Origin of the sequence: Williamsia herbipolensis, assembly GCF_000964005.1 — a bacterium.
In the GTDB taxonomy this organism is placed as follows: Bacteria; Actinomycetota; Actinomycetes; order Mycobacteriales; family Mycobacteriaceae; genus Williamsia_A; species Williamsia_A herbipolensis.
In genome coordinates, this window is the sequence record NZ_JXYP01000014.1 from 100791 (window position 1) to 120319 (window position 19529).

Annotated in this window: 21 protein-coding genes; 8 read left to right on the top strand and 13 right to left on the bottom strand. The window is 68.1% G+C overall.

Annotation, left to right across the window (positions count from 1 at the left end):
- Positions 1–30 precede the first annotated feature (30 nt).
- The 3 genes from TU34_RS06355 to TU34_RS06365 are packed head-to-tail and all read right to left on the bottom strand — an operon-like array spanning position 31 to position 2629.
- Positions 31–300, bottom strand: coding sequence for a hypothetical protein (locus TU34_RS06355; protein ID WP_045822236.1), 270 nt, complete (start codon positions 298–300; stop codon positions 31–33).
- 39 nt (positions 301–339) lie between these two features.
- Positions 340–1509 carry a fatty acid desaturase family protein gene (locus TU34_RS06360; RefSeq protein ID WP_150116444.1) on the bottom strand — a complete coding sequence of 390 codons (1170 nt, stop codon included), beginning with the start codon at positions 1507–1509 and terminating at the stop codon, positions 340–342.
- Between the two features lie 22 nt (positions 1510–1531).
- On the bottom strand, positions 1532–2629 hold the full coding sequence (locus TU34_RS06365; RefSeq protein ID WP_082079986.1) for a ferredoxin reductase: 1098 nt from the start codon (positions 2627–2629) through the stop codon (positions 1532–1534).
- A 217-nt stretch (positions 2630–2846) separates the two neighbouring features.
- Here TU34_RS06365 and TU34_RS06370 point away from each other — a divergent pair, with 217 nt between their 5' ends.
- Both TU34_RS06370 and TU34_RS06375 read left to right on the top strand, forming a co-directional pair.
- Positions 2847–3575: a TetR family transcriptional regulator gene (locus tag TU34_RS06370; RefSeq protein WP_238981192.1), complete on the top strand. Its 729-nt coding sequence runs from the start codon at positions 2847–2849 to the stop codon at positions 3573–3575.
- Positions 3576–3616: 41 nt separating this feature from the next.
- The gene (locus TU34_RS06375; protein ID WP_052688781.1) at positions 3617–4189 is read left to right on the top strand and encodes a hypothetical protein; all 573 of its coding nucleotides are present in this window, start codon (positions 3617–3619) and stop codon (positions 4187–4189) included.
- A gap of 124 nt (positions 4190–4313) precedes the next feature.
- On the opposite strand, the gene TU34_RS06380 is transcribed toward TU34_RS06375, so the two are convergent.
- The 3 genes from TU34_RS06380 to TU34_RS24555 are packed head-to-tail and all read right to left on the bottom strand — an operon-like array spanning position 4314 to position 6685.
- Positions 4314–5051, bottom strand: a complete 738-nt coding sequence (locus TU34_RS06380) for a trypsin-like serine peptidase (protein ID WP_045822017.1) — start codon at positions 5049–5051, stop codon at positions 4314–4316.
- Positions 5052–5090: 39 nt separating this feature from the next.
- Entirely contained in the window at positions 5091–5846 is a 756-nt protein-coding gene (locus TU34_RS24550; RefSeq protein ID WP_338062985.1) for an esterase-like activity of phytase family protein, read from the bottom strand.
- The gene (locus tag TU34_RS24555; RefSeq protein WP_338062986.1) at positions 5834–6685 is read right to left on the bottom strand and encodes an esterase-like activity of phytase family protein; all 852 of its coding nucleotides are present in this window, start codon (positions 6683–6685) and stop codon (positions 5834–5836) included. Before TU34_RS24555 ends, TU34_RS24550 begins: the two co-directional genes overlap by 13 nt.
- A 106-nt stretch (positions 6686–6791) precedes the next feature.
- On the opposite strand from TU34_RS24555, the gene TU34_RS06390 reads away from it, so the two are divergent.
- Positions 6792–7637, top strand: a complete 846-nt coding sequence (locus TU34_RS06390; RefSeq protein ID WP_045822018.1) for a hypothetical protein — start codon at positions 6792–6794, stop codon at positions 7635–7637.
- Positions 7638–7658: 21 nt separating this feature from the next.
- On the opposite strand, the gene TU34_RS06395 is transcribed toward TU34_RS06390, so the two are convergent.
- Both TU34_RS06395 and TU34_RS06400 read right to left on the bottom strand, forming a co-directional pair.
- Entirely contained in the window at positions 7659–8402 is a 744-nt protein-coding gene (locus TU34_RS06395) for an SIMPL domain-containing protein (protein ID WP_045822019.1), read from the bottom strand.
- Between the two features lie 4 nt (positions 8403–8406).
- Entirely contained in the window at positions 8407–9294 is an 888-nt protein-coding gene (locus TU34_RS06400) for a LysR family transcriptional regulator (RefSeq protein WP_045822020.1), read from the bottom strand.
- Between the two features lie 85 nt (positions 9295–9379).
- On the opposite strand from TU34_RS06400, the gene TU34_RS06405 reads away from it, so the two are divergent.
- Complete coding sequence (locus TU34_RS06405) at positions 9380–10078, top strand: alpha/beta fold hydrolase (RefSeq protein WP_045822021.1); 699 nt, start codon at positions 9380–9382, stop codon at positions 10076–10078.
- On the opposite strand, the gene galK is transcribed toward TU34_RS06405, so the two are convergent.
- Genes galK through TU34_RS06420 form a run of 3 tightly spaced genes read right to left on the bottom strand, consistent with a single transcriptional unit; the run spans position 10066 to position 13072 of the window.
- Positions 10066–11160, bottom strand: coding sequence for a galactokinase (gene galK, locus TU34_RS06410; protein ID WP_045822022.1), 1095 nt, complete (start codon positions 11158–11160; stop codon positions 10066–10068). The genes TU34_RS06405 and galK overlap by 13 nt on opposite strands.
- Complete coding sequence (gene galT, locus TU34_RS06415) at positions 11157–12284, bottom strand: galactose-1-phosphate uridylyltransferase (RefSeq protein WP_045822023.1); 1128 nt, start codon at positions 12282–12284, stop codon at positions 11157–11159. Before galT ends, galK begins: the two co-directional genes overlap by 4 nt.
- Complete coding sequence (locus TU34_RS06420; protein ID WP_045822024.1) at positions 12281–13072, bottom strand: DeoR/GlpR family DNA-binding transcription regulator; 792 nt, start codon at positions 13070–13072, stop codon at positions 12281–12283. Before TU34_RS06420 ends, galT begins: the two co-directional genes overlap by 4 nt.
- Positions 13073–13213: 141 nt before the next feature.
- On the opposite strand from TU34_RS06420, the gene TU34_RS06425 reads away from it, so the two are divergent.
- Positions 13214–14917, top strand: coding sequence for a sodium:solute symporter family protein (locus TU34_RS06425; RefSeq protein ID WP_045822025.1), 1704 nt, complete (start codon positions 13214–13216; stop codon positions 14915–14917).
- A 37-nt stretch (positions 14918–14954) separates the two neighbouring features.
- Complete coding sequence (locus TU34_RS06430; RefSeq protein WP_150116423.1) at positions 14955–15332, top strand: hypothetical protein; 378 nt, start codon at positions 14955–14957, stop codon at positions 15330–15332.
- Here TU34_RS06430 and TU34_RS06435 read toward each other — a convergent pair.
- Positions 15317–16306: a hypothetical protein gene (locus TU34_RS06435; protein WP_150116424.1), complete on the bottom strand. Its 990-nt coding sequence runs from the start codon at positions 16304–16306 to the stop codon at positions 15317–15319. The two genes, TU34_RS06430 and TU34_RS06435, sit on opposite strands and share 16 nt — an antisense overlap.
- 11 nt (positions 16307–16317) lie before the next feature.
- On the opposite strand from TU34_RS06435, the gene TU34_RS06440 reads away from it, so the two are divergent.
- Complete coding sequence (locus tag TU34_RS06440) at positions 16318–17295, top strand: NAD(P)-dependent oxidoreductase (protein ID WP_275041735.1); 978 nt, start codon at positions 16318–16320, stop codon at positions 17293–17295.
- Between the two features lie 124 nt (positions 17296–17419).
- Entirely contained in the window at positions 17420–17764 is a 345-nt protein-coding gene (locus TU34_RS06445; protein WP_150116425.1) for a hypothetical protein, read from the top strand.
- Between the two features lie 13 nt (positions 17765–17777).
- Here TU34_RS06445 and TU34_RS06450 read toward each other — a convergent pair whose 3' ends face one another.
- Entirely contained in the window at positions 17778–19487 is a 1710-nt protein-coding gene (locus TU34_RS06450; protein WP_045822029.1) for a nitroreductase/quinone reductase family protein, read from the bottom strand.
- Positions 19488–19529: the final 42 nt, after the last annotated feature.

Consider the following 19529-nt stretch of genomic DNA (forward strand, 5'->3'; position numbering starts at 1 on the left):
GAGTAGCGAGCGGGTCGGACAATTGCCCGGTCAGTTCTTCTCGCGCTTGGCCCAGAAGTCGCGGCCGGGATGGTCCTCGGGGTTGATGGGCGAGTCGATCTCGGGCAGGTCGCCCTCATCGATCTCGGCCTTCTTCGCCGCCTCACGCATCTCGACGCCGTCGGCGACGAGATCCCCGATCTCTCGGGTGATCTCGACGACGGCGCCGGTGATGATGGTGGCGATGCGGCCGACGTGGGTGGCGGTGGACTCGACGGCGGTCTGCAGCAGATCCTTGTTGCGTTCGAACCGTCCGACCATCGTCACCGCCTCCTCACGTCGTCGCCGCGCCGCGACCGCTCAGGCCACGTCCTGCTTCTGCCGGTCGACCTTAACACTGAACTCGACGTCGTCGGAGACCATCGAATTGGGCAGCGACAGCTTCGCGATCTTCTTCCACGTCGACCCGATCTGATGACTGAAAGTGCCTGTGTTGTAGGGCAATCCGTACTTCTCGCAGATCGCCTGCACCTCGGGCGCCATCTCCGGGTACCGGTTGGCCGGGATGTCGGGGAACAGGTGGTGCTCGATCTGGTGCGAGAGGTTGCCGCTCATGATGTGGAAGAGCGGGCTACCGGTGATGTTGGCCGAGCCGAGCATCTGACGCAGGTACCACTGGCCCTTCGTCTCGTTCTCGCATTCCTCCGGTGTGAAGGTCTGCACCCCCGACGGGAAGTGCCCGCAGAAGATGATGGAGAAGGTCCACAGGTTGCGGATCAGGTTGGCGCTCACGTTGCCCGCCAGGGTCAGCGGGAACAGCGGCCCGGTGAGCGCCGGGTAGACGACGTAGTCCTTGAGGACCTGCTTGCCGGCCTTGCGCCACATGCCCTTCACGAGCCCCTTGACGTCGGTCCACTTGCGCTTGCCGGCCACGATGTTCTCGACCTCGAGGTCGTGGAGCATGACGCCCCACTCGAAGCCCACCATCAGCGCGGTCGCGTAGGCGAGGTTGCCCAGGTAGTAGGGGTTCCACTTCTGGTCACGGTCCATGCGCAGGATGCCGTAGCCGATGTCGCGGTCCTCGCCGAGGATGTTGGTGAAGGTGTGGTGCATGTAGTTGTGGCTGTGACGCCACTGGTCCGACGGGCACACGGTGTCCCACTCGAACTCCCGCGAGTTCAGCGACGGTTCACGCATCCAGTCGTACTGGCCGTGCATGACGTTGTGGCCGATCTCCATGTTGTCGAGGATCTTCGACACGCTCAGCGCGGCGACGCCTGCGATCCAGGCCGGCGGGAACCACCCGAGGTAGGCCAGGCCGCGGCCGGCGACCTCGAACCCGCGCTGCGCCTTGATGATCTTGTAGATGTACTCGCGGTCGCGCTCGCCGAGGTCGGCGACGATGCGCGCACGCAGTTCGTCCAGTTCGCGACCGAGCTCCTCGACCTCCTCGTAGCTCAGGACGAGCTGGTTGGGGTCGGCCGCATCGGTGTCGGTGGTGTCGTTCTCGATGGTGGTGGGCAGCTGCATGATCGTCATGGTGTGTCCTTTCTCAGATGTCGATCTCGACGTCGCCGACCGGCGCGGAGATACAGAGTTGGATGTGCTTGTCGGATTCGGTGTCCATCTCGCCGGTGAGCACGTTGCGCGTGCATCCCGACTTCTTCGGTGCGGTGCACGAGAAGCAGATCCCCATGCGGCAACCGAACTCCGGGGTCAACCCGGCGGCCTCGGCCTGTTCGAGAATGGTGCGGCCGTCGTTGTCGGATTCGGTCTTCGACGATGCGAAGCGCAGCGTGCCGCTCACCGGCTCGTCGGGATCGGGTGCGAAGGATGCCGGCGCGGTGAACGCCTCGCTGTGGACCCGATCGCCCAGGCCGCGGACGTCGAAGAACTCCCGCGCCGCGTCCATGAGTCCCGCAGGGCCGCAGACGAACACCTCGACGTCGGCGAGGCCGGGCACCAGATCGGTCAGGTGCTCGTCGGTGAGGTGACCGCTGTGGCGGGCGCCGTCGACCGCGTGGCGGGTGTGGATGGTGTGCACGGTGACGGCGTCGTGGAGCCGGTCGAGATCGACGAGCTCGTCGGCGTAGGCGACGTCGTCGGGCGAGGCGGCGTAGTGGATGAAGGTCATCCGGCCGGTGTGACGCTCGGCGACGAGCGTGCGCAACATCGAGAGAACAGGTGTCACCCCACTTCCGCCGCTGATGAACACCGCGTTGCGGGGGCGCTGCTCGGGGAGCACGAAGTCTCCGGTGGCAGGGGTGAGGCCGACGACGTCGCCGACCTTCGCGTGATCGCGCAGGTGTTTGGAGACGAATCCGTCGTCGTGGGCGGTGATCGTGAGCTCGACCCGGCCGTCGCGACCGCTCTCGGCGTTGGCCGGCGAGAAGCATCGGGTGTGGCGCACGCCGTTGATGACGGTGCTCAGCTGGATGTACTGACCTGCGCGGAAGCCGGTCCACTGGCGTGTGGGGGCCAGCACCAGGGTGACGGCGCGCGGGGTGGGACGGCGGACCTCGACGACCTTGGCGCGCAGATCGCTCCACGTGATCATGGGGTCGACGAGTTCGAGATATCGGTCGACGGGGTGGGGGGCGAGCGCGGCTTCGATCACGGAGCCGAACAAGGCGGGGAAGCGTTCGAACATCGGTGCCTCCATCAGGATGGGAGAGTGTGGGGTACAGCGGCGGGCCGAGCAATTTCGGTGAACACTTGTACACCGATAGTGTGCCACTCGATGGTGGGCAGTGGTCAAGGGCGGAGGTCGGTCGGGGCCGTCACACACCCTTCGCGCATGTGACGCAGTTCACTCCCGGGGGCCATGTCGGACGTGTGGACGCAGCGGTTCTGCCTAGACTTGCCTGGTGCCGCGCCCTGTAGATGACCTGACGACGCGGGCGTCTCGGAGCTCGCGGACGTCCGGCGCGTCTCGGTCGGCGAGTCGTCCGGCCGCGGTCGACGCCGCCGAGAGCCGGTCGGCGCGGAAGAGCAGAACGCGGTCGGCGCTCCTCGACGAGACCCTCGCCCTCGTCGTCGATCGCAGCTTCTCGAGTCTCAGCCTGCGCGAGGTCGCGAAGGCCGCGGGCATCGTGCCCACCGCCTTCTATCGGCACTTCGCCTCCATGGAGGACCTCGGTGTGACGCTCGTCGAGGACTCGATGCGCGTGCTGCGGACCATGCTGCGGGAGGGTCGTCGCGACCTCGCTGCCCGCGACGCCGTCCCCACCGCGCAGAGTTCGCTGGCGATCGTCGTCCGGCAGGTTCGCGACAACGAGGCCCAGTTCCGCTTCCTCGTGCGTGAGCAGCACGGCGGGGTCGCCGAGATCCGACGTGCGATCGACACCGAGCTGCGCTTGTTCGTCAAAGAGCTCGCGATCGATCTCTCCCGCATTCCCGAGATGGCCCGCTGGGGCGCGGAGGATCTCGAACTCGCGGCCGATCTGATCGTCACGGTGATACTGCAGGCGGTCGCGGAACTGCTCGACGCGAACCGGCGTGATCCGACCGGCGATCACGAACTGTTCGAACGCACCCGCCGCAAGCTGATCATGGTCATCCTCGGCATGCGTTCCTGGCGCACCGACGGGACCTGACGGCCGCGTTTCGCGGGCCGATCACCTTAGGATCAGCAACCATGACCGACGTGCCCGAGCCACCCCGGCGCCCCAATCCCTCTCGCGGTGCGCTCGTTCTCGTCGGGATCCTCGCCCTGGCCTTCGTGATCGGTCTCGCGGCGGTCATCGGCTACGTGGTGCTCGGACGGTCGAGCACCGCCGGGACCTTCCCCACGGGTGCTCCCGCGGCGTCTGTGACGACCACCGCGACGACATCGGACGGGTCGTCGGAGACGCTGTCATCCGTCCCGTCGGCCCCGCCCTCGTCCTCGTCGTCGCGGTCGAGCTCGTCGCCGTCCCGCGCACCGGTCACCACGGCGTCGGGTGCACCGAACGGGTCGACACCCTGTCCCATCCGCTACGCCCGCACCGGCCTCTACCGGGCGTCGTCGGTGGGGAACTCGGCGACGAGTTGTGGTTTCGCCGAGGAGGTGCGGATCGCCTACGCGCGCAGCGGCCGGCCCGGGCAGCTGCCGCGGCCCATCTCGGCCACGAGTCCGGAGACCGGTGAGACCACCCGGATGATGTGCGCGGCAGAGGGGCCCACCGTGACCTGCACCGGTGGCGATGACGCGGTCGTCTACCTGTACTGAGTCTCGGCGCACACGGCGGGGATCTTCGGCACGCTCGGCGGAGGTCCCGGATGACGCCGCCGAGCGTGCCGATACCTACCCGCGAGTGTGCCGAAACTGCGCACCGACCGTGCCGATCGGTGCGTCAGCAGTCGTCGGGGACCGTCGAGGGCGGCGTGTCGCCGGGTCCCTTGCGTTCCGCGCGGGCGATGAGCGCGGGCAGACCGTCGGAGAGTATCGGCGAGTGCGAGATGAAGCTGACGCATCCGCCCTGGTGGAAGCCGCCGACAATCCCGATGACGGACCGTTTCACCAGCCACGGCGAGCCGCTCGTCCCGTCGACGAGCCCGCGACAGGTGATGGTCGGGGCCCCGCGCGCGATGCGGGTCGATCCGCGGCATCCGACCGGTGAGTCGCCGCTGCCCGCGCCGTACCCGATCACCCGTACCCCGACACCCGCGCGAAACGGCAGGAACGAGAAGCCGCGACCGGTGGCGGCCTCGAGGGATCGGCGATGTTTCCCGGGTGGCGGGGCGACGCGCAGTACCGCGAAGTCGTGGTTGTCGTCCTGGCCCGAGATCCAGGCCGGGTCGAGATAGATGGCGGTGACCGACCATGACCCGAACGGTTCTCGGCCCGCGGCATAACCGGGCACCACGTGCAGTGGTGCGGTGATCGCCGAGACGCAGTGGGCGGCCGTCAGCATCAGGTCGCCGGTGGTGGAGTGGATCGACTCGGCCGTGCAGGTGTGTCGGTCGGTGTCACCGACGAACACCGCGGCGACTCGTCGATTGGGGGAGAGGTCGGTCGAGGTCGATGTGACCGACCCGCCCACGAGAAGCGCGACGGCGATGATCGCCACGGCGATCACGATGCGTCGCATCTCGCCATCGTAGAGACTTCGCGGCCCTGGCCGCGGGGGTCACCGCACGGTGACCGAGATGTCGGTGTCACGTGTCGTGGCGGGCAGTTTCGTGGTGTCGATGACGAGGATCTCGCCGGAATCCTGGAGCCCGTTCGCCAGGGTCTTCGGTTCGAGGGTGAACGGTGGTGTGGTGGAGGCGAGTCCGGCGAGCCCGAAGTCACTGTCGTTCGAGATCGCCAGACGCTTGCCTCCGTCGAGGGCCGTCACGCCCTCGATCTTGTCGTGGCCGAAGAAGCCGCCCGAGGGGTCGAGTCCGGTGACGAGTCCGCGGAGGTCGACGTCGAGTGTCTTGCCCGCCGTGACGATTCCCATCGATCGCAGGCGCGCGACGGCGTCGGTGTCGGTCGTGACACCGACCGCGGTCTCGATGGGACGGTTGCCCACCAGCAGTCCGCCGGCGTCAGGGGCGTAGCGACTTCCCGCCACACGCGAGCGGGGCCCGACATCGGTCGCGCCGGAGATGTCGGCGAGCCAGAGCTTCTTGTCGGCCCCGGGTTCGAGCTTGCCGTCGCGTTCGTCGACGATGAAGCGCGTCGCGCTGAGGGCGGTGATCTCCGAGACCGCGACCTTCGTCTTCTGCGGATTCGCCAGGGGGTAGAGGTACTCCGACACCGCGCGCGAGCGGAGGTCGACGGTGACGATGCGTGTCACCGGAACCGATTTCGCCGATCCGGACAGTCCCGGCGTCCTCAGCGCCGATTGCATGATGCCGACGAGGGTGGTGCCGTCCGGTGTGACGGTCAGGCCCTCCATGCCCTGATTCGGCGTGCGCAGTGAGAGCTCGCGGGGGAGGGATCCGTCGAAGGGGACAGGCGATCGAGTTCCCGCCCGGTGGCATCGACGTGCACGATGAAGGGCCCGTACTCGTCGGAGATCCAGAACGTTCCGTCGGGTAGCGCCACGAGGCCCTCGGTGTCGAGGCCGTGATCGGACGTCGGCAGCGCCGCACCCGTGAGATCGACGAGGGTCTCGCCGGTGGTGGCCTGGGGATCGACCAGGCCGTTGAGGGGCTGACCGTCGGTGCCCTCGAGGGTGATCGTCGAGACCAGTTCTGCGCGACCGGCGACGAGACGGAAGCGACCGATGGCGGGATGAAACTCGGGCAGCGGCAACACCTTCTCGCTGTCGGTGCGCCCGTCGACGTTCGGGCCACGGTCGGTGAGACCGTAGAACTCGGTCGTGCTGCCGGGGACGGCGGTCAACGCCGAACCGAAGGCGCTCCCGCCGATCGGCACCCCACCGATCGTGGTCAGCGGCGCGATGTCGGAGGGGTACAGCGACACCGCGTCGGACGTGGTGGCGGAGATGGTGTCGGTGCCCGAGTACCCGGCCGCCGGCATGTAGGTGATGCCACCGTTCGCCGCGGGCCGGATGGTCCCGTGGACCGGCTGCGCGAAGCGCACGGGCGTCGCGCCGCCTGTGGCCGCGAGCACTTGGGCCGCGGTGAAGGTGGTCGGCTGTCCTGTCGTGGCGGTCAGCCCGTTCGCGGACGTGTCCGTCGAGTCCGAGGAACACGCACCGGCCGCGACGATCCCGGTGATGGCGACGACCGTCATGGTGCTGCGGAACAGTGTCTTTCGGTCCGTGTGCATCGCGAAGGCCTACCAAGACAGGGCGACGGTCGGGTGACGAGGCGGTGAACGGCCGGCGAGCGTCGAGACCACCGGCCGTTCATGAGCGCGGCTTACGGTCCCGGCCATGACCCGACACCGCCTGCGCGTACTGATCGTCTCCGCGTCCCTGGCCGTCTCGTTCGGCGCCGCCACCGCGACTGCCCACGCCGACGCGAATGCCGTCCCCGACTACGAGGTGAAGCTGGACTTCCTCGCCTCCGCGATCGACGGTTCGGGTGTCCCGACGTCCGCGGTGCGATCGGCGTTCGGTCTGTCGGCCACGGCCTCGACGCGGTCGTACGAGTACTTCGACACCGGCTCGCGTGCGCTGAAGGGCCAGGGATGGAGTGTGCGGCTGCGCCACAAGAGCGGCAAGGACCTGGAGTTGAACTACAAGAAGCGTTTCGACGTCACGAACGGGAACGTGGACGCCGCACTCAACACGGCCAATTCGGCCGGGTTCGACTCGTCCGACACCAACTACGACGCGCAGGTCGACTGGGGCTACGCGCAGCAGGAGCTCAGTTTCAGCAACGACAAATCGTCAAGTGCGTCGACATACTCCGGCACCACGCTGCCCGGCGAATCGACCGCGCGTGGGCTGCTGGTGTCGAACATCCCGGGCAAACTCGACGACTGGACGTCGAAGAACTGGGGGACCGACCGGCTCTCGGAGTCCGCGGCCCACGGCCCGGTGACCACGAAGGTCTACAGCGGATCGTGGCAGGGCACGGCACCGAGTATCGAGGTGCTGACGGTGCCCGCGGCGTCGGGATCGGGGACGCAGACCGTGATCGAGTTCTCGTTCACCGTCGACACTCGGTCGGAGGCGTCGAACCTACGGTCGCAGGCGATCTCGATCGCCGACGGCAAGGGATGGCTCTACCACGGCGACATCCTCAAGACCGACCTCATCCTCGACCGGCTCTGACGCCGGTCGCACCCCGCGGGCTCAGCTCAGGGCCCACTTCACGTTCACCGAGACACTCACCGTCTGCTGACCGGGCTCGATGGGGACGGCGAGACTCTGTGCGCTGCGGGCCGAATCGGCGGTCGACGACTGCTCCTGTCCGCTGACGTTCTCACTGATCGAGAGCACCTTGCCGAGGTCGCTGCCCGACAGCTTGGCGTACTCCTCCGCCCGCTTCTTCGCGTCGGCGAAGGCGCGAGACCGTGCGTCGGAGAGCAGCTTGGAGATGTCGTCGACCCGGAACGACACCCCGGAGAGTCGGGCCGCGTTGCCGCCGGCCGAGACGGCGTCGCCGAGAACGGTCGATGCCTTCGACAGGTCACGCACCGTCACGCGCAGCGTGTTCGTGGCCTGGTAGCCCGATATGGCGTTGGTCCCACCCGGGAGGGCGCCGGAGTACTGCGGCGTGATCGACACCTGTTGGGTCTGCACGTCGGCGCGGTTGACGCCCGCCGACACCACGGCGTTCGTCACGGTGGTGATCGCGGCGTTCGAGGCCTCGATCGCGGCGGTCACGTCGCCGGCCTGTGTCTCCACGCCGATCTGCGCGGTGAGGGTGTCGGGAGCACCCTCCACCTCGCCGGTGCCGCTCACACTGACCGCCGGCGGACCGTCGGATGACGAGGTGGACGCGGGGGAGTCGCTGCCGCAGGCCGCGACGGCGGACAGGGTCGTGAGGACGGCGGCGGCACCGAGCGCACGCAGCGCCCATCGTTGTCGGGTCACCCGGTCAGTGTCCCCGACGCGTGTCGGGCCGGCGAGCGCTTTGCAGGAAGGCCCCGGTGGCGGGGTCGACGCGTCCGTCGCCCCGCCACGCCCACACGAGGCGGGCCCGGATTTGTGGGCGGAGCTCGACGCACACCACGTCCTGCCGAGCGCGGGCCAGGGACTCCGGCACGATCGCGACACCCAGCTCGCGGGCGGCGAGATCGGTCAGCGCCGGTGGGGTCCCGGCCTCGAAGGCGATGCGTACCGACACCCCGGCGGCTGCGCACGCACTGTCGAACTGTCGACGCAGACCTGTTCCGCGCGGCAGGGCAATCAACGGGAGCCCCACGAGCTCATCGAGTCCCACCGACTCGTGCGCCGCGAGGGGGTGGCCGATGGACACCGCTGCGACGATCGCCTGATCGGTGATGGTCTCGACCGCGAGGGACGAGGGTGTGTCATCGACGGCGATCGACGCGATCGCCAGGTCGATCCGTCCGTCCCGCAGGCCGGCGATCAGGGCATCGGAATCGTCGGTGCTCAGGGAGATCTCGACGGCGGGGTGCTCATCGTGGAAGTCCGCCAGGAGTGACGCGAGATCGACGTCGTGCGAGGCGACGGTCCCGATGCGCAGGGTTCCACGGATCACGGCACCGACCTCGTCGACGGCCGCGGCGACGTCGGCAACGGCCGCGAGGGCGGCACGCGCATGCGGCAGCGCCGCCTGCCCGGCGTCGGTGAGTCGGACGACGCGCCGACTGCGGTCGAAGAGAGGGCGGCCGAGCTCGCGTTCCAAGCGCGCGATCTGGGCACTGACGGCCGGCTGGGCGACATGGCAGCGGTCCGCAGCGCGGGTGAAGTTCGATTCCTCCGCGACGGCGACGAGGTATTGGAGCTGGCGCAGTTCCATAGCGGGATCTTATGGTTTGCAGAGCAAAGATGTATTGGACTTATGGATCTGGGGCGGCGAGCGTGGAGGGTGGAAGGGAGAGACCATGACCCAGCAACCCACCTACGTCCTGATACCCGGAGCCTGCCACGGCGCGTGGTGCTTCGACGAGCTCGCCGCGACACTGCGCGCCACCGGACACCGCGTCCTCGCCTACACCCTGACCGGGGTGTCCGAGCGAGCCCACCTCGCCGACCGCGGCGTGAACCTGCAGACCCACATCGACGACGTGGTCGCGGCGCTCGCCGTCGACGCTGCCGACGAACCGCTCGTGCTGGTCGGACACAGCTACGGCGGCATGGTGATCACCGGAGTCGTCGACCGACTGCGGGCTCCCGAACGGGTGGCGGCCGCGGTGTACCTCGACGCGTTCGTGCCCCGCGACGGCGAATCGTGCTGGATGCTCACCAACGACGAACAGCGACAGTGGTATTCCGAGGTGGACGCCTCGGGTTTCGGTGTGCCGGCGCTGCCGTTCTTCGATGCCCGGACGTCGGCCCATCCGCTGGCCTCGCTGATGCAGCGCATCACCCTGCGTGCGGATCTCTCGGCGATCGGCGAGCGGGTCTACGTGTTCGCGGCCGGATGGGAGGGAACTCCGTTCGCACCGACCCATCGCCGACTGGCCAGCGATCCGGCGTGGACCACACATGCGTTGCCGGGCGGCCACAACCTGATGCGCGATTGCCCCGAGCACCTCGCGTCCATCGTCGGAGCCGCGGGCCGCGGCGATCAGCGCAACTGATCGACCGAGGCGCCCCGCCCGGCGCGCGCGGTGAACGCGGTCGGTGTGGGCCCACCCGCGCGCTCCGCGGCCGCGACCACCGACGCGACGAGGGTGTCGACGCGTGCCGTCTCGACGAGGGTGATCACGCATCCACCGAAACCCCCGCCGGTCATCCGAGCGCCGAGCGCGCCGGCCGAGCGTGCGGTCTCCGCGATCAGATCGATTCCGGGCGTGGTGATCTCGAAGTCGTCGCGCATGGAGGTGTGGGAGGCGTCCATCATCGCGCCGACCGCCGCGAGGTCACCGTCTCGCAGCGCCTCGCATGCGCGCAGGACGCGGGTGTTCTCGGTGAGCACGTGGCGCGCCCGTCGTCGGTCGACGTCGTCGTGCACCGCGGACAGCACGACGTCGGGATGTCCCGAGGCCACCGCGCGCAGATTCGGCAGTCCGAGGTCGGCGGCGGCCCGTTCACACGAGGCACGACGGGCGGCGTACTCGCCGCCGGCATGGCCGTGGGTGATGTGGGAATCGATCACGACGAGGGTCACGCCGGCGGTGGTGGGGTCGAACGGGACCGGGTCGACCGTGAGTGAGTCGAAGTCGATCAGCAGGGCCCGGTCGGCGACACCGTGCAGCGACGCCAGCTGGTCGAGCAAACCGGTCGGGGCGCCCACGAAGTCGTTCTCCGCGCGCTGGGCGATACGCGCCCAGGTGAGTCGGTCGGGCACCCCGGTGGCCGCGGTGAAAGCGCCGATGAGCGAACACTGCAGTGCCGCCGATGAACTGAGTCCGGCGCCGACGGGGACGTCGCTCGTGATGTGCAGCCGCCCACCCGTCACCGGTCGCCCCTCGACGCCCAGGGACCACGCGACACCGGCGACGTAGGCCGCCCATCCGTCGACCTCTCCGGGGGTGGTACCGACGGGGATCGTCAGCTGCCCGTAACCCTCTGCGTCGACCACGAGGCACCCGGAGTCCTCGGATGCGAAGCGGACCTCGGTGCGTGCGGTCAGGGCGATGGGGAGCGCGAGACCCTGGTTGTAGTCGGTATGTTCACCGAGAAGGTTCACCCGTCCGGGCGCCGACGCGACGACGGTCACGCGCCGGCCTCGGCGATGGTGTCGCGGAGACGGCGGGCGACCGATTCGGGCGTCACGTCGGTGATGAAGGCGTCCATCGCCGACTCCGACCCGGCGAGGAACTTCAGTTTGGTCGCCGATCGCCGCACCGACATCAACTCGATGTGCAGGTAGCCCTCGGCCTGCTCGGGATCCGACGAATACTGGTGCACCGCGGCAATGTAGGGCAGCGGTGTCGGGTAGAGGGCATCGAAGGTGCGCAGGATCTGCAGGTAGGTGTCGGTGAGGGCATCGAGCTCGGCGTCGTCGAGTTCGGTCAGGTCGCGGACGCGGCGGTGCGGGTAGATGTGCACCTCCACCGGCCAGCGGGCGGCGAACGGCACGAATGCGGTCATGTGCTCGGAGCGCGAGACGATACGCGCGCCGTCGGAGATCTCCGTGGCGAGGATGTCGTCGAACAGGTTGCGGTCGTGGGCCGCTCGATGGCGGGACGCCTGATCGAGCATCGACCGCGTGCGTGGCGTCAGGTACGGGTAGGCGTAGATCTGGCCGTGCGGGTGGGTCAGCGTGACGCCGATGTCCTCACCGCGGTTCTCGAAACAGAACACCTCGGCGACCCCGGGTGACGCCGACAGGGCCGCGGTCCGACTCCTCCAGGCGTCGACCACCAGCCGGGCGTGCGCGTGATCCAGCGACGCGAACGACGCCTGGTGATCGCTGGAGAAGCAGATGACCTCGCAGCGGCCATGCCCCACCGCGGACACGGGCGTCTCCGTCGTCTCGGCGGGGAGCACGAAGGTCGAATCGAGCTGTGCGCCGGACAGACTGGGGAAACGGTTCTCGAACACCGCGACGTCGTAGTCGTGGGCGGGCACCTCGCTGTCGTTCCCGGAGGGCGAGGGGCACAGCGGGCACTGATCGGCGGGTGGCTTGTAGGTGCGGTCCTGGCGCAGGGCGGCGATCGCCACCCAGTGGCCGGTGGCCCGATCGAGGCGGATCTCCGACTGCAGGCCGTCACGTGCCGGGAGCGGTCGCAGATCGGTGACGGGACGGGGGTCGCGTCCGGGGAGGCTGAAGAACAACAGGTCACGGCCGTCGGCGAGGTGGGCGACGGTGTCGGCGGGGCGGATCGCGATGTCGCTCATGCGTCGCCCCGCGTCTGCGCCACGCGGACGTCGTCGATCACGTCGGTGAGATCGGCGCGTGCGGCCGCGGTCAGCCCGTCGTCGACGACGAGGGTGTCGACACGATCGAGTGTGGCGATCACGTGCGCGCCCACCTCCTGGTACTTGGTGTGGTCGGCGACCACCACGAGGCGGTGTCCGATGTCGATGAGTCGTCGGTTCGTCTGCGCTTCGGCCATGTTCGGCGTGGTGAGTCCGGCGTCGCGGTCGAGACCGTGCACGCCGAGGATGCTGAGGTCGACGCGGAACGCCGCGAGCGCCGCCTCGGCGATCGGGCCCACCAACGCGTTCGACGGGGTACGCGACCCGCCGGTGAGGTACACCTCGGGGCCGTGGCCGGGCCGGGTGTGCGGATCGGTCAGTTCCTGGAACACCGAGATCGAGTTGGTGACCACGGTGATCGAGGACCGCTCGTGGAGTCGGCGGGCCACCTCGAGGGTCGTGGTGCCGGCGCTGATCGCGAGCGTCATGCCGTCGTCGATCACGTCCATCGTCGCCGCGGCGATCGACTGCTTCTCGCTGCGCTGTTGTGCGGCTTTGGTTTCCGACCACGGTTCCTCGCCGCGGTTGGTGCGGGCGACGGCGCCACCGTGCACCTTGTGCAGCGCGGCTCCGCTCTCCAGGGCATCGAGGTCGCGACGCACGGTCATCTCCGACACGCCGAACTCGTCGGCCAGCACGCTCACCCGTACGGTGCCCTCACGCTCGAGCACGTCGAGGATCCGTCGACGTCGCTGCGCTGCGAGCATCCGGTCTCCCTCGGTCGGCGATCAGACCCGAACAGTATCAAACATCGCGCGTGTTGCTATTTGTTTGTAAATGTGTGAGGTTGTTGGGCGAAGTGACCTGGCTCACGTAGCCGGTTGTTCGTGCATCGAAGGAGCTGTCGAATGAACGTCGCCTCGGACTCCGTGCTCCGGCTCAACGCCGGAGCAGTGGACTACGTGCTGATCGCGCTGTATTTCGTGTTCGTCCTCGGGATCGGGTACATGGCGCGCAGCCAGATCTCCTCGAGTCTGGACTTCTTCCTCTCCGGGCGACGGCTCCCCGCGTGGGTCACCGGAATCGCCTTCGTCTCGGCCAATCTCGGCGCGGTCGAGATCATGGGCATGTCGGCCAACGGCGCGCAGATCGGTCTGGCGACCATGCACTACTACTGGATCGGCGCCATCCCCGCGATGCTGTTCCTCGGCGTCGTGATGATGCCCTTCTACTACGGCTCGAAGGTGCGCAGCGTCCCCGAGTTCATGCGACGGCGTTTCGGCACCGGTGCGCACCTCGTGAACGCGATCAGCTTCGCCGTCGCCCAGGTCCTCATCGCCGGCGTCAACCTGTACCTGCTCGCCACCATCGTCAACGTCATCCTCGGGTGGAGTCAGTGGGTGTCGCTGATCGTCGCCGCGGCGATCGTGTTGACCTACACCGCACTCGGCGGACTCTCGGCGGCGATCTACAACGAGGTGCTGCAGTTCTTCGTCATCCTCGCCGCGCTCGTGCCGCTCACCGTGTTCGGGCTCATCAAGGTCGGCGGGTGGAACGGTCTCAAGGAGAAGATCGTCGACACCACCACCGACGGCAAGGTGACGGCGAGCATCGGCGAGCAGATGTCTTCGTGGCCCGGTAATGCGTTGAGCGGCTTCGACAGTCCCGTGTGGTCGGTCATCGGCATCGTGTTCGGGCTCGGTTTCGTGCTGTCGTTCGGCTACTGGACGACCAACTTCGTCGAGGTGCAGCGGGCGATGGCGTCGAACTCGATGTCGGCGTCGCGACGCGCACCCATCATCGGCGCCATCCCGAAGATGTTCATCCCGTTCGTGGTGGTGATCCCCGGCATGATCTGCGCCGCGGTGATCGGCGACATGATCTCGCTCAAGAGCGGGCCCAACGCCGCCGACGTGACCTACAACGACGCGATGCTGTTGATGATCCGTGACATCTTGCCGAATGGGCTGCTCGGTGTGGCGGTGGCCGGACTGCTGGCCTCGTTCATGGCCGGTATGGCGGCGAACATCTCGGCGTTCAACACCGTGTTCAGCTACGACATCTGGCAGCAGTACATCGTGAAGAACAAGCCCGACAACTACTACATCACCGTGGGTCGCCTGGCGACGGTCGGTGCGACGGTGCTGGCCATCTTCACCGCGCTCATCGCGTCGGGCTATTCGAATCTCATGGATTACCTGCAGACGTTGTTCGGGTTCTTCAACGCCCCGTTGTTCGCGACGTTCCTGCTCGGCATGTTCTGGAAGCGCATGACCCCCACCGCGGGATGGATGGGCCTGGTGGCCGGAACGCTGTCGGCGGTGTTCGTCTTCGTGCTGTCCGAGACCGGGGTGATCAACCTGCCGGGCCAGGGCATGCCGTTCGTGGCCGCATCGGCGGCGTTCGTCGTCGACATCATCGTGAGCGTCGTGGTGAGCTCGATGACCGCGGCGAAGCCGGTGAAGGAACTCGTGGGGCTGGTGTACTCCGAGACCCCGGCATCACACTTCACCGACCCGGCCGATGCCGGTGACGCGTGGTTCAAGCGACCGGTCCCGCTCGCGGGCATCGCCCTGGTGATGGTGGTCGCCCTCAACATCGCCTTCCACTGACCTCGTCCGGCCTCTCGACATCACGCAGGAGCACATCATGATCACCACGCAACCCCATCCGAGCACCAGCCGGAAGATGCGAATCCTCGCCCGGCTGTTCGACATCCGCATGATCATCGCGTTGTTGATCGGCATCTACGGCATCGTGCTGGTCGTCGCCGGGATCATCCCCGACGTCCTCGGGGTGCAGTCGCATCAACCCGGCGACGCCAACACCGTCGATCTCGAGGCCGGCACCCGGGCGAACCTCTGGGTGGGACTCATCATGGTCGCGGTGGCCGCCCTGTTCGCCGTGTGGGCGGTGGCGCGGCCCCTGCCCGTCGACGACAAGCCCGTCGACGACAAGCCCGTCGATGACAAGTCCGCGGCCGACACCGCCGCCGACGGCTCGACGGCAGATCACGCCGAGAGCTGAGCGCCGACCGGCGCGGCGGTCATCCGGCGGAGGCAGGTGGCGAGGATCGCCACCGCGGCGAGGGCGTAGACGGTGTAGCTCACCAGCGATACCACGAGATCGGCTGTCCCCGAACCGTACCCGGCGGTGAACGCGCGCCAGGAGTACGTGAGCAGCATTCCGGCCGCGACCGCGAACACCTGGGTGGCACCCCAGCCCGTGCGGCGTGACCAGGCGGCGACCGCGGTGAGCAGCGCGGCGATGGCGCCGATCATGATGACGATCGCCGCCGCGGTCGGCGCATGCATGCCGAGCTGGAAGGCGCCCGCGCACAGCATCGTCGTGGCGACCACGACGCCTGCCCGCGGCGCCTGCCCGATGTCGACGCGGGTCGAGCCGTGCGCCAGTAGGGCGATCGCGACGAGGAGCGCAGCGATCGCAGCGGAGACGATCAACTGCGGGGCCGAGGCGATGAAGTGCCCGTAGGCCGGGTAGTTGGTGCCGAACACGACGACCGCCCCGACCACGGTGATCGCGACGACGGCACGCAGGGCTCGCCCGCTCAACCACGGTTCGGTGCGTCGACCCGGTTGGGCGGTCTCCATGAGCGCGATCGGTGTCGCGACACTCCACCCGACGTGGAGTGCGAGCACGAAGATCGTCCACGGCACCCCGATCCCCAGCATCGCGATGTGGCCGCGGTCGAGCAGGCGTTGATCGGCGTAGTCGGGGTTGAACAGCGACATCGTGAGCAGTCCCTCCTCGATGATCGCGAACGCCAGACCCAGCAGGAGGACGGACCGCCAACCGAGCCCGCGGCGACGGACGATCTCGCGGATCAGCAGAGCGCCTCCGCCGTACCAGAGGCTCAAAGGGATCAGCAGTGGGAGCATGACGATGGGGAAGTCGCCGAGAAAGAACTCGGCGATCAACGGGGCCAGGAAGTACAGGCCCACTGCGGGGCTGTGGAGCACCGAACGGAGGACTTTTCTCATGGACACCACCGTTGCTCCCATGGAGACGACGAACCAGTGACAGCTGTCATGGATCGGCGCGTGCAGATGTCACCGCACCGTCGACTCATCACAGGACGACACACGCCAGCTCGACACACGATGAGGGGACGCGCATGACCACGGTTGCATTGCTCGGCACAGGCTTGATGGGGGCGGGGATGGCCCGCAGCATGCTCCGGCACGGACTCGACGTGGTGGTGTGGAACCGCAGCCCGGAGAAGGCCGCGCCGCTGGCCGACGTCGGGGCGCGTGTCGCCGACGACCCCGAATCGGCTGTGCGCGACGCGGACATCGTGGTCACGATGCTCTTCGACGCGGACTCGGTCGCCGAGGTCGCCGAGCAGGTTCTCCCGTCGTTCGGCGACGGCGTCCCGTGGGTGCAGACGTCGACCGTCGGGCTCGACGGCACGCGTCGCCTCGCCGCACTCGCCGAGGAACACGATGTGACGTACGTGGATGCTCCGGTGCTGGGCACTCGTAAGCCCGCGGAGACCGGGGCTCTGACCGTGCTCGCCGGCGGACCGGAGGACATCCGCGACACGGTGAAACCCGTGTTCGACGCCATCGGCGCGAAGACCGTGTGGGTGGGCACCGAACCCGGGGACGGTCATCGGCTCAAACTGGTCGCCAACTCGTGGGTGTTGTCGGTGACGACGGCGACCGCGCAGGCGGTCGGTCTCGCCCAGCACCTCGATCTCGATCCGCGTCAGTTCCTCGGATCCATCAAGGGCGGGCCCCTCGACTGTGGCTACGCACAACTCAAAGGTGAGGCGATGATCACGGGCGAGCTCGAGGCCTCCTTCGGGCTCGACGGGGCGCAGAAGGACGCCGGCCTCATCGCTGACGCGATGGACGGCAACGAGATGAACTCTGAGGTCATGCGGGCGATCGGGGCGCGTTTCGCGGCCGCATCGGAGGCCGGTCACGGCAAGGACGACATGGCTGCGGTGATCCACGGATTCGAGTGAGCGACGTCATCGGATCGCGCCACGGCGGTGGAATAGCGGCGTCGGGCGTGAAGTTGGACGCTATGTTCAGTACTGGCGGCCGTGTGGTTCGCCGGTCACGCACTTCGACACCCGAGGAGGAACCATGGCTTCCCGAGCAACGAGAACCGCTGGTTCTGGATCCGATGACGCCCGCGGCCGCCGTGCCCGCCTGACGAAGGCCTCCCGGTGGGGCGCGGTGGTCTGGATCGCCTTCATGCTGGGATCGGCGGGCCTTGCTCTCGGGATCGCCGGCATCGCGACGCAGCACGCGGTGCTCGCGCCGATCTCGCTTGCTCTGTGGGTGGTGCTGTACGGCGTCGCGATCTACTCGCTGCGCGCAAGTGCCCGCGCCCGCGGCGATCGCACCCTTCAGGAGCACATCGCCCGCGTACGCCGGACCAAGTACCTGCGCGAGTACCCGCATTCGGAGCCGTCGCAGGACCGGTGATCCCCGCGGCGCGTCAGTTGGTGAAGGTGATGCGCACCGAGATCGGATCACTCTGCAGCGCGCGGAATCCGGCAGCGTTCAGCGACGCGAGAACCGGATTGCGCGAGAAGGTCCGCGAACGCGCGACGACGTCGTCGTCGGGTCGGAATGTCGCCTGACCCGTCCGCCAGGTGGATCCCTGCATGATGCGCACCTCGGGGTCGGACTCGATGTTGCGGCCCCATCCCGACCGTCGCCCGTGTTGGCTGATCAACCACGCACCGGTGTCGTCGAAGGAGGCGGCGACCGGCACCCTACGAGCGAGTCCGGTGGTACGGCCGGTGGTCTCGAGTTCGGTGGCGAGATGGGTGCGGACGCCCAGCTTCCGCAGCGCCAGGACAGCCGGGTTCGCTAAGTAGCGTCCGATCAGGCGTTCTCGGCGGAACTTGCGCACCGCGGACTGCTGTGCCGCCCCGGCCGTGACGGCCCGCTTGCTGCGAAAGGCGTCGATACCGTTGCGCTTGACGGTGGTGACCGCTGTCTTGCGCAGTGGCCGTTGCGGATCCGGCTCGCGGTCTGCGCCCATGGCGTGCAGCTGGTCGGTGTGCCATTGGAGGTCGAGTGCACCCTCGATCGACTTCACGCTCGGCGAGGTCCGGAGTCGGCTGGGCAGCCGGAGGGAGAGGTCGGCGGAATCGAGCACAGGGGTCCGCCCCGAGATGACACGGTGCGCGGACTCGGGAACCACCGCGGTCGGTCGGCCGAGGCCGACGACATCGCAGTCTCCGGAACCGATGGCCTCCGACATGGCTGTCTCGCTGCGGAATCCGCCGGTGACGGCAATCGGAGTGGAGGGTGCGGCCGCGCGAACCGTCGCGGCGTAGTCGAGAAAATAGGCCTCGCGGGCGCGTGTGCTCGCCGAGGCGGTGCTCGGCTTGCCCATCATCGCGGGGGATTCGTAGCTCCCGCCGCTGATCTCGATGAGGTCGATCGATTCGCGGGAGAGCATCTCGACCACCGCACGGGACTCGTCCTCGGTGAAACCACCGCGCTGGAAATCCGCGGAGTTGAGCTTCACCGCGACCGCGAAACCGGGAGCCACCGCCGCACGGACCGCGCGGACCACCTCGAGTAGGAAGCGCGCCCGGTGGTCGATGTCGCCACCCCACGCATCGGTGCGCAGGTTCGACAGCGGGGAGAGGAACTGCGACACGAGATAACCGTGGGCGGCGTGGATCTGGACGCCGTCGAACCCGCATTCCTCGGCGACGGTCGCGGCGGTGGCGAAGCGCTCGATGATGTCGTGGATCTCGGCATCGGTGAGCTCCCGCGGCGCGGGGATGCCCGGGATGGTGACACCCACCGCCGACGGCGCGACCGTCCGGCCGTCGGTGGTGATCGGATTGCCCTGGCGTCCCGGATGATTCAGCTGCATCCAGATCGGCGATCCACCGTCCTTCGCGGTCTTGGCCCATCGCGTGAGCGCATCGGCGTCGCGGGAATCCTCGATCACGACGTTGCCCGGCTCGCCGAGGAAGCGGCGGTCGACCATGACGTTGCCGGTCACGAGCAGGCCGTAGCCGCCCGAACCCCACCGGGCGTAGAGGCGTTCGAGCCGGACGTCGGGGGAGTGGTCGTCGGTGCCTAGGCCCTCGCTCAGTGCCGATTTCATGATGCGGTTCGGCAACACCTGTCCGCACGGCAGGGTGAGCGGACTCGACAACGACAGCGCGGAGGTGGTCATGGCGCCACGCTATTATGCTATTCACCATAGCGCAAGGTCGTG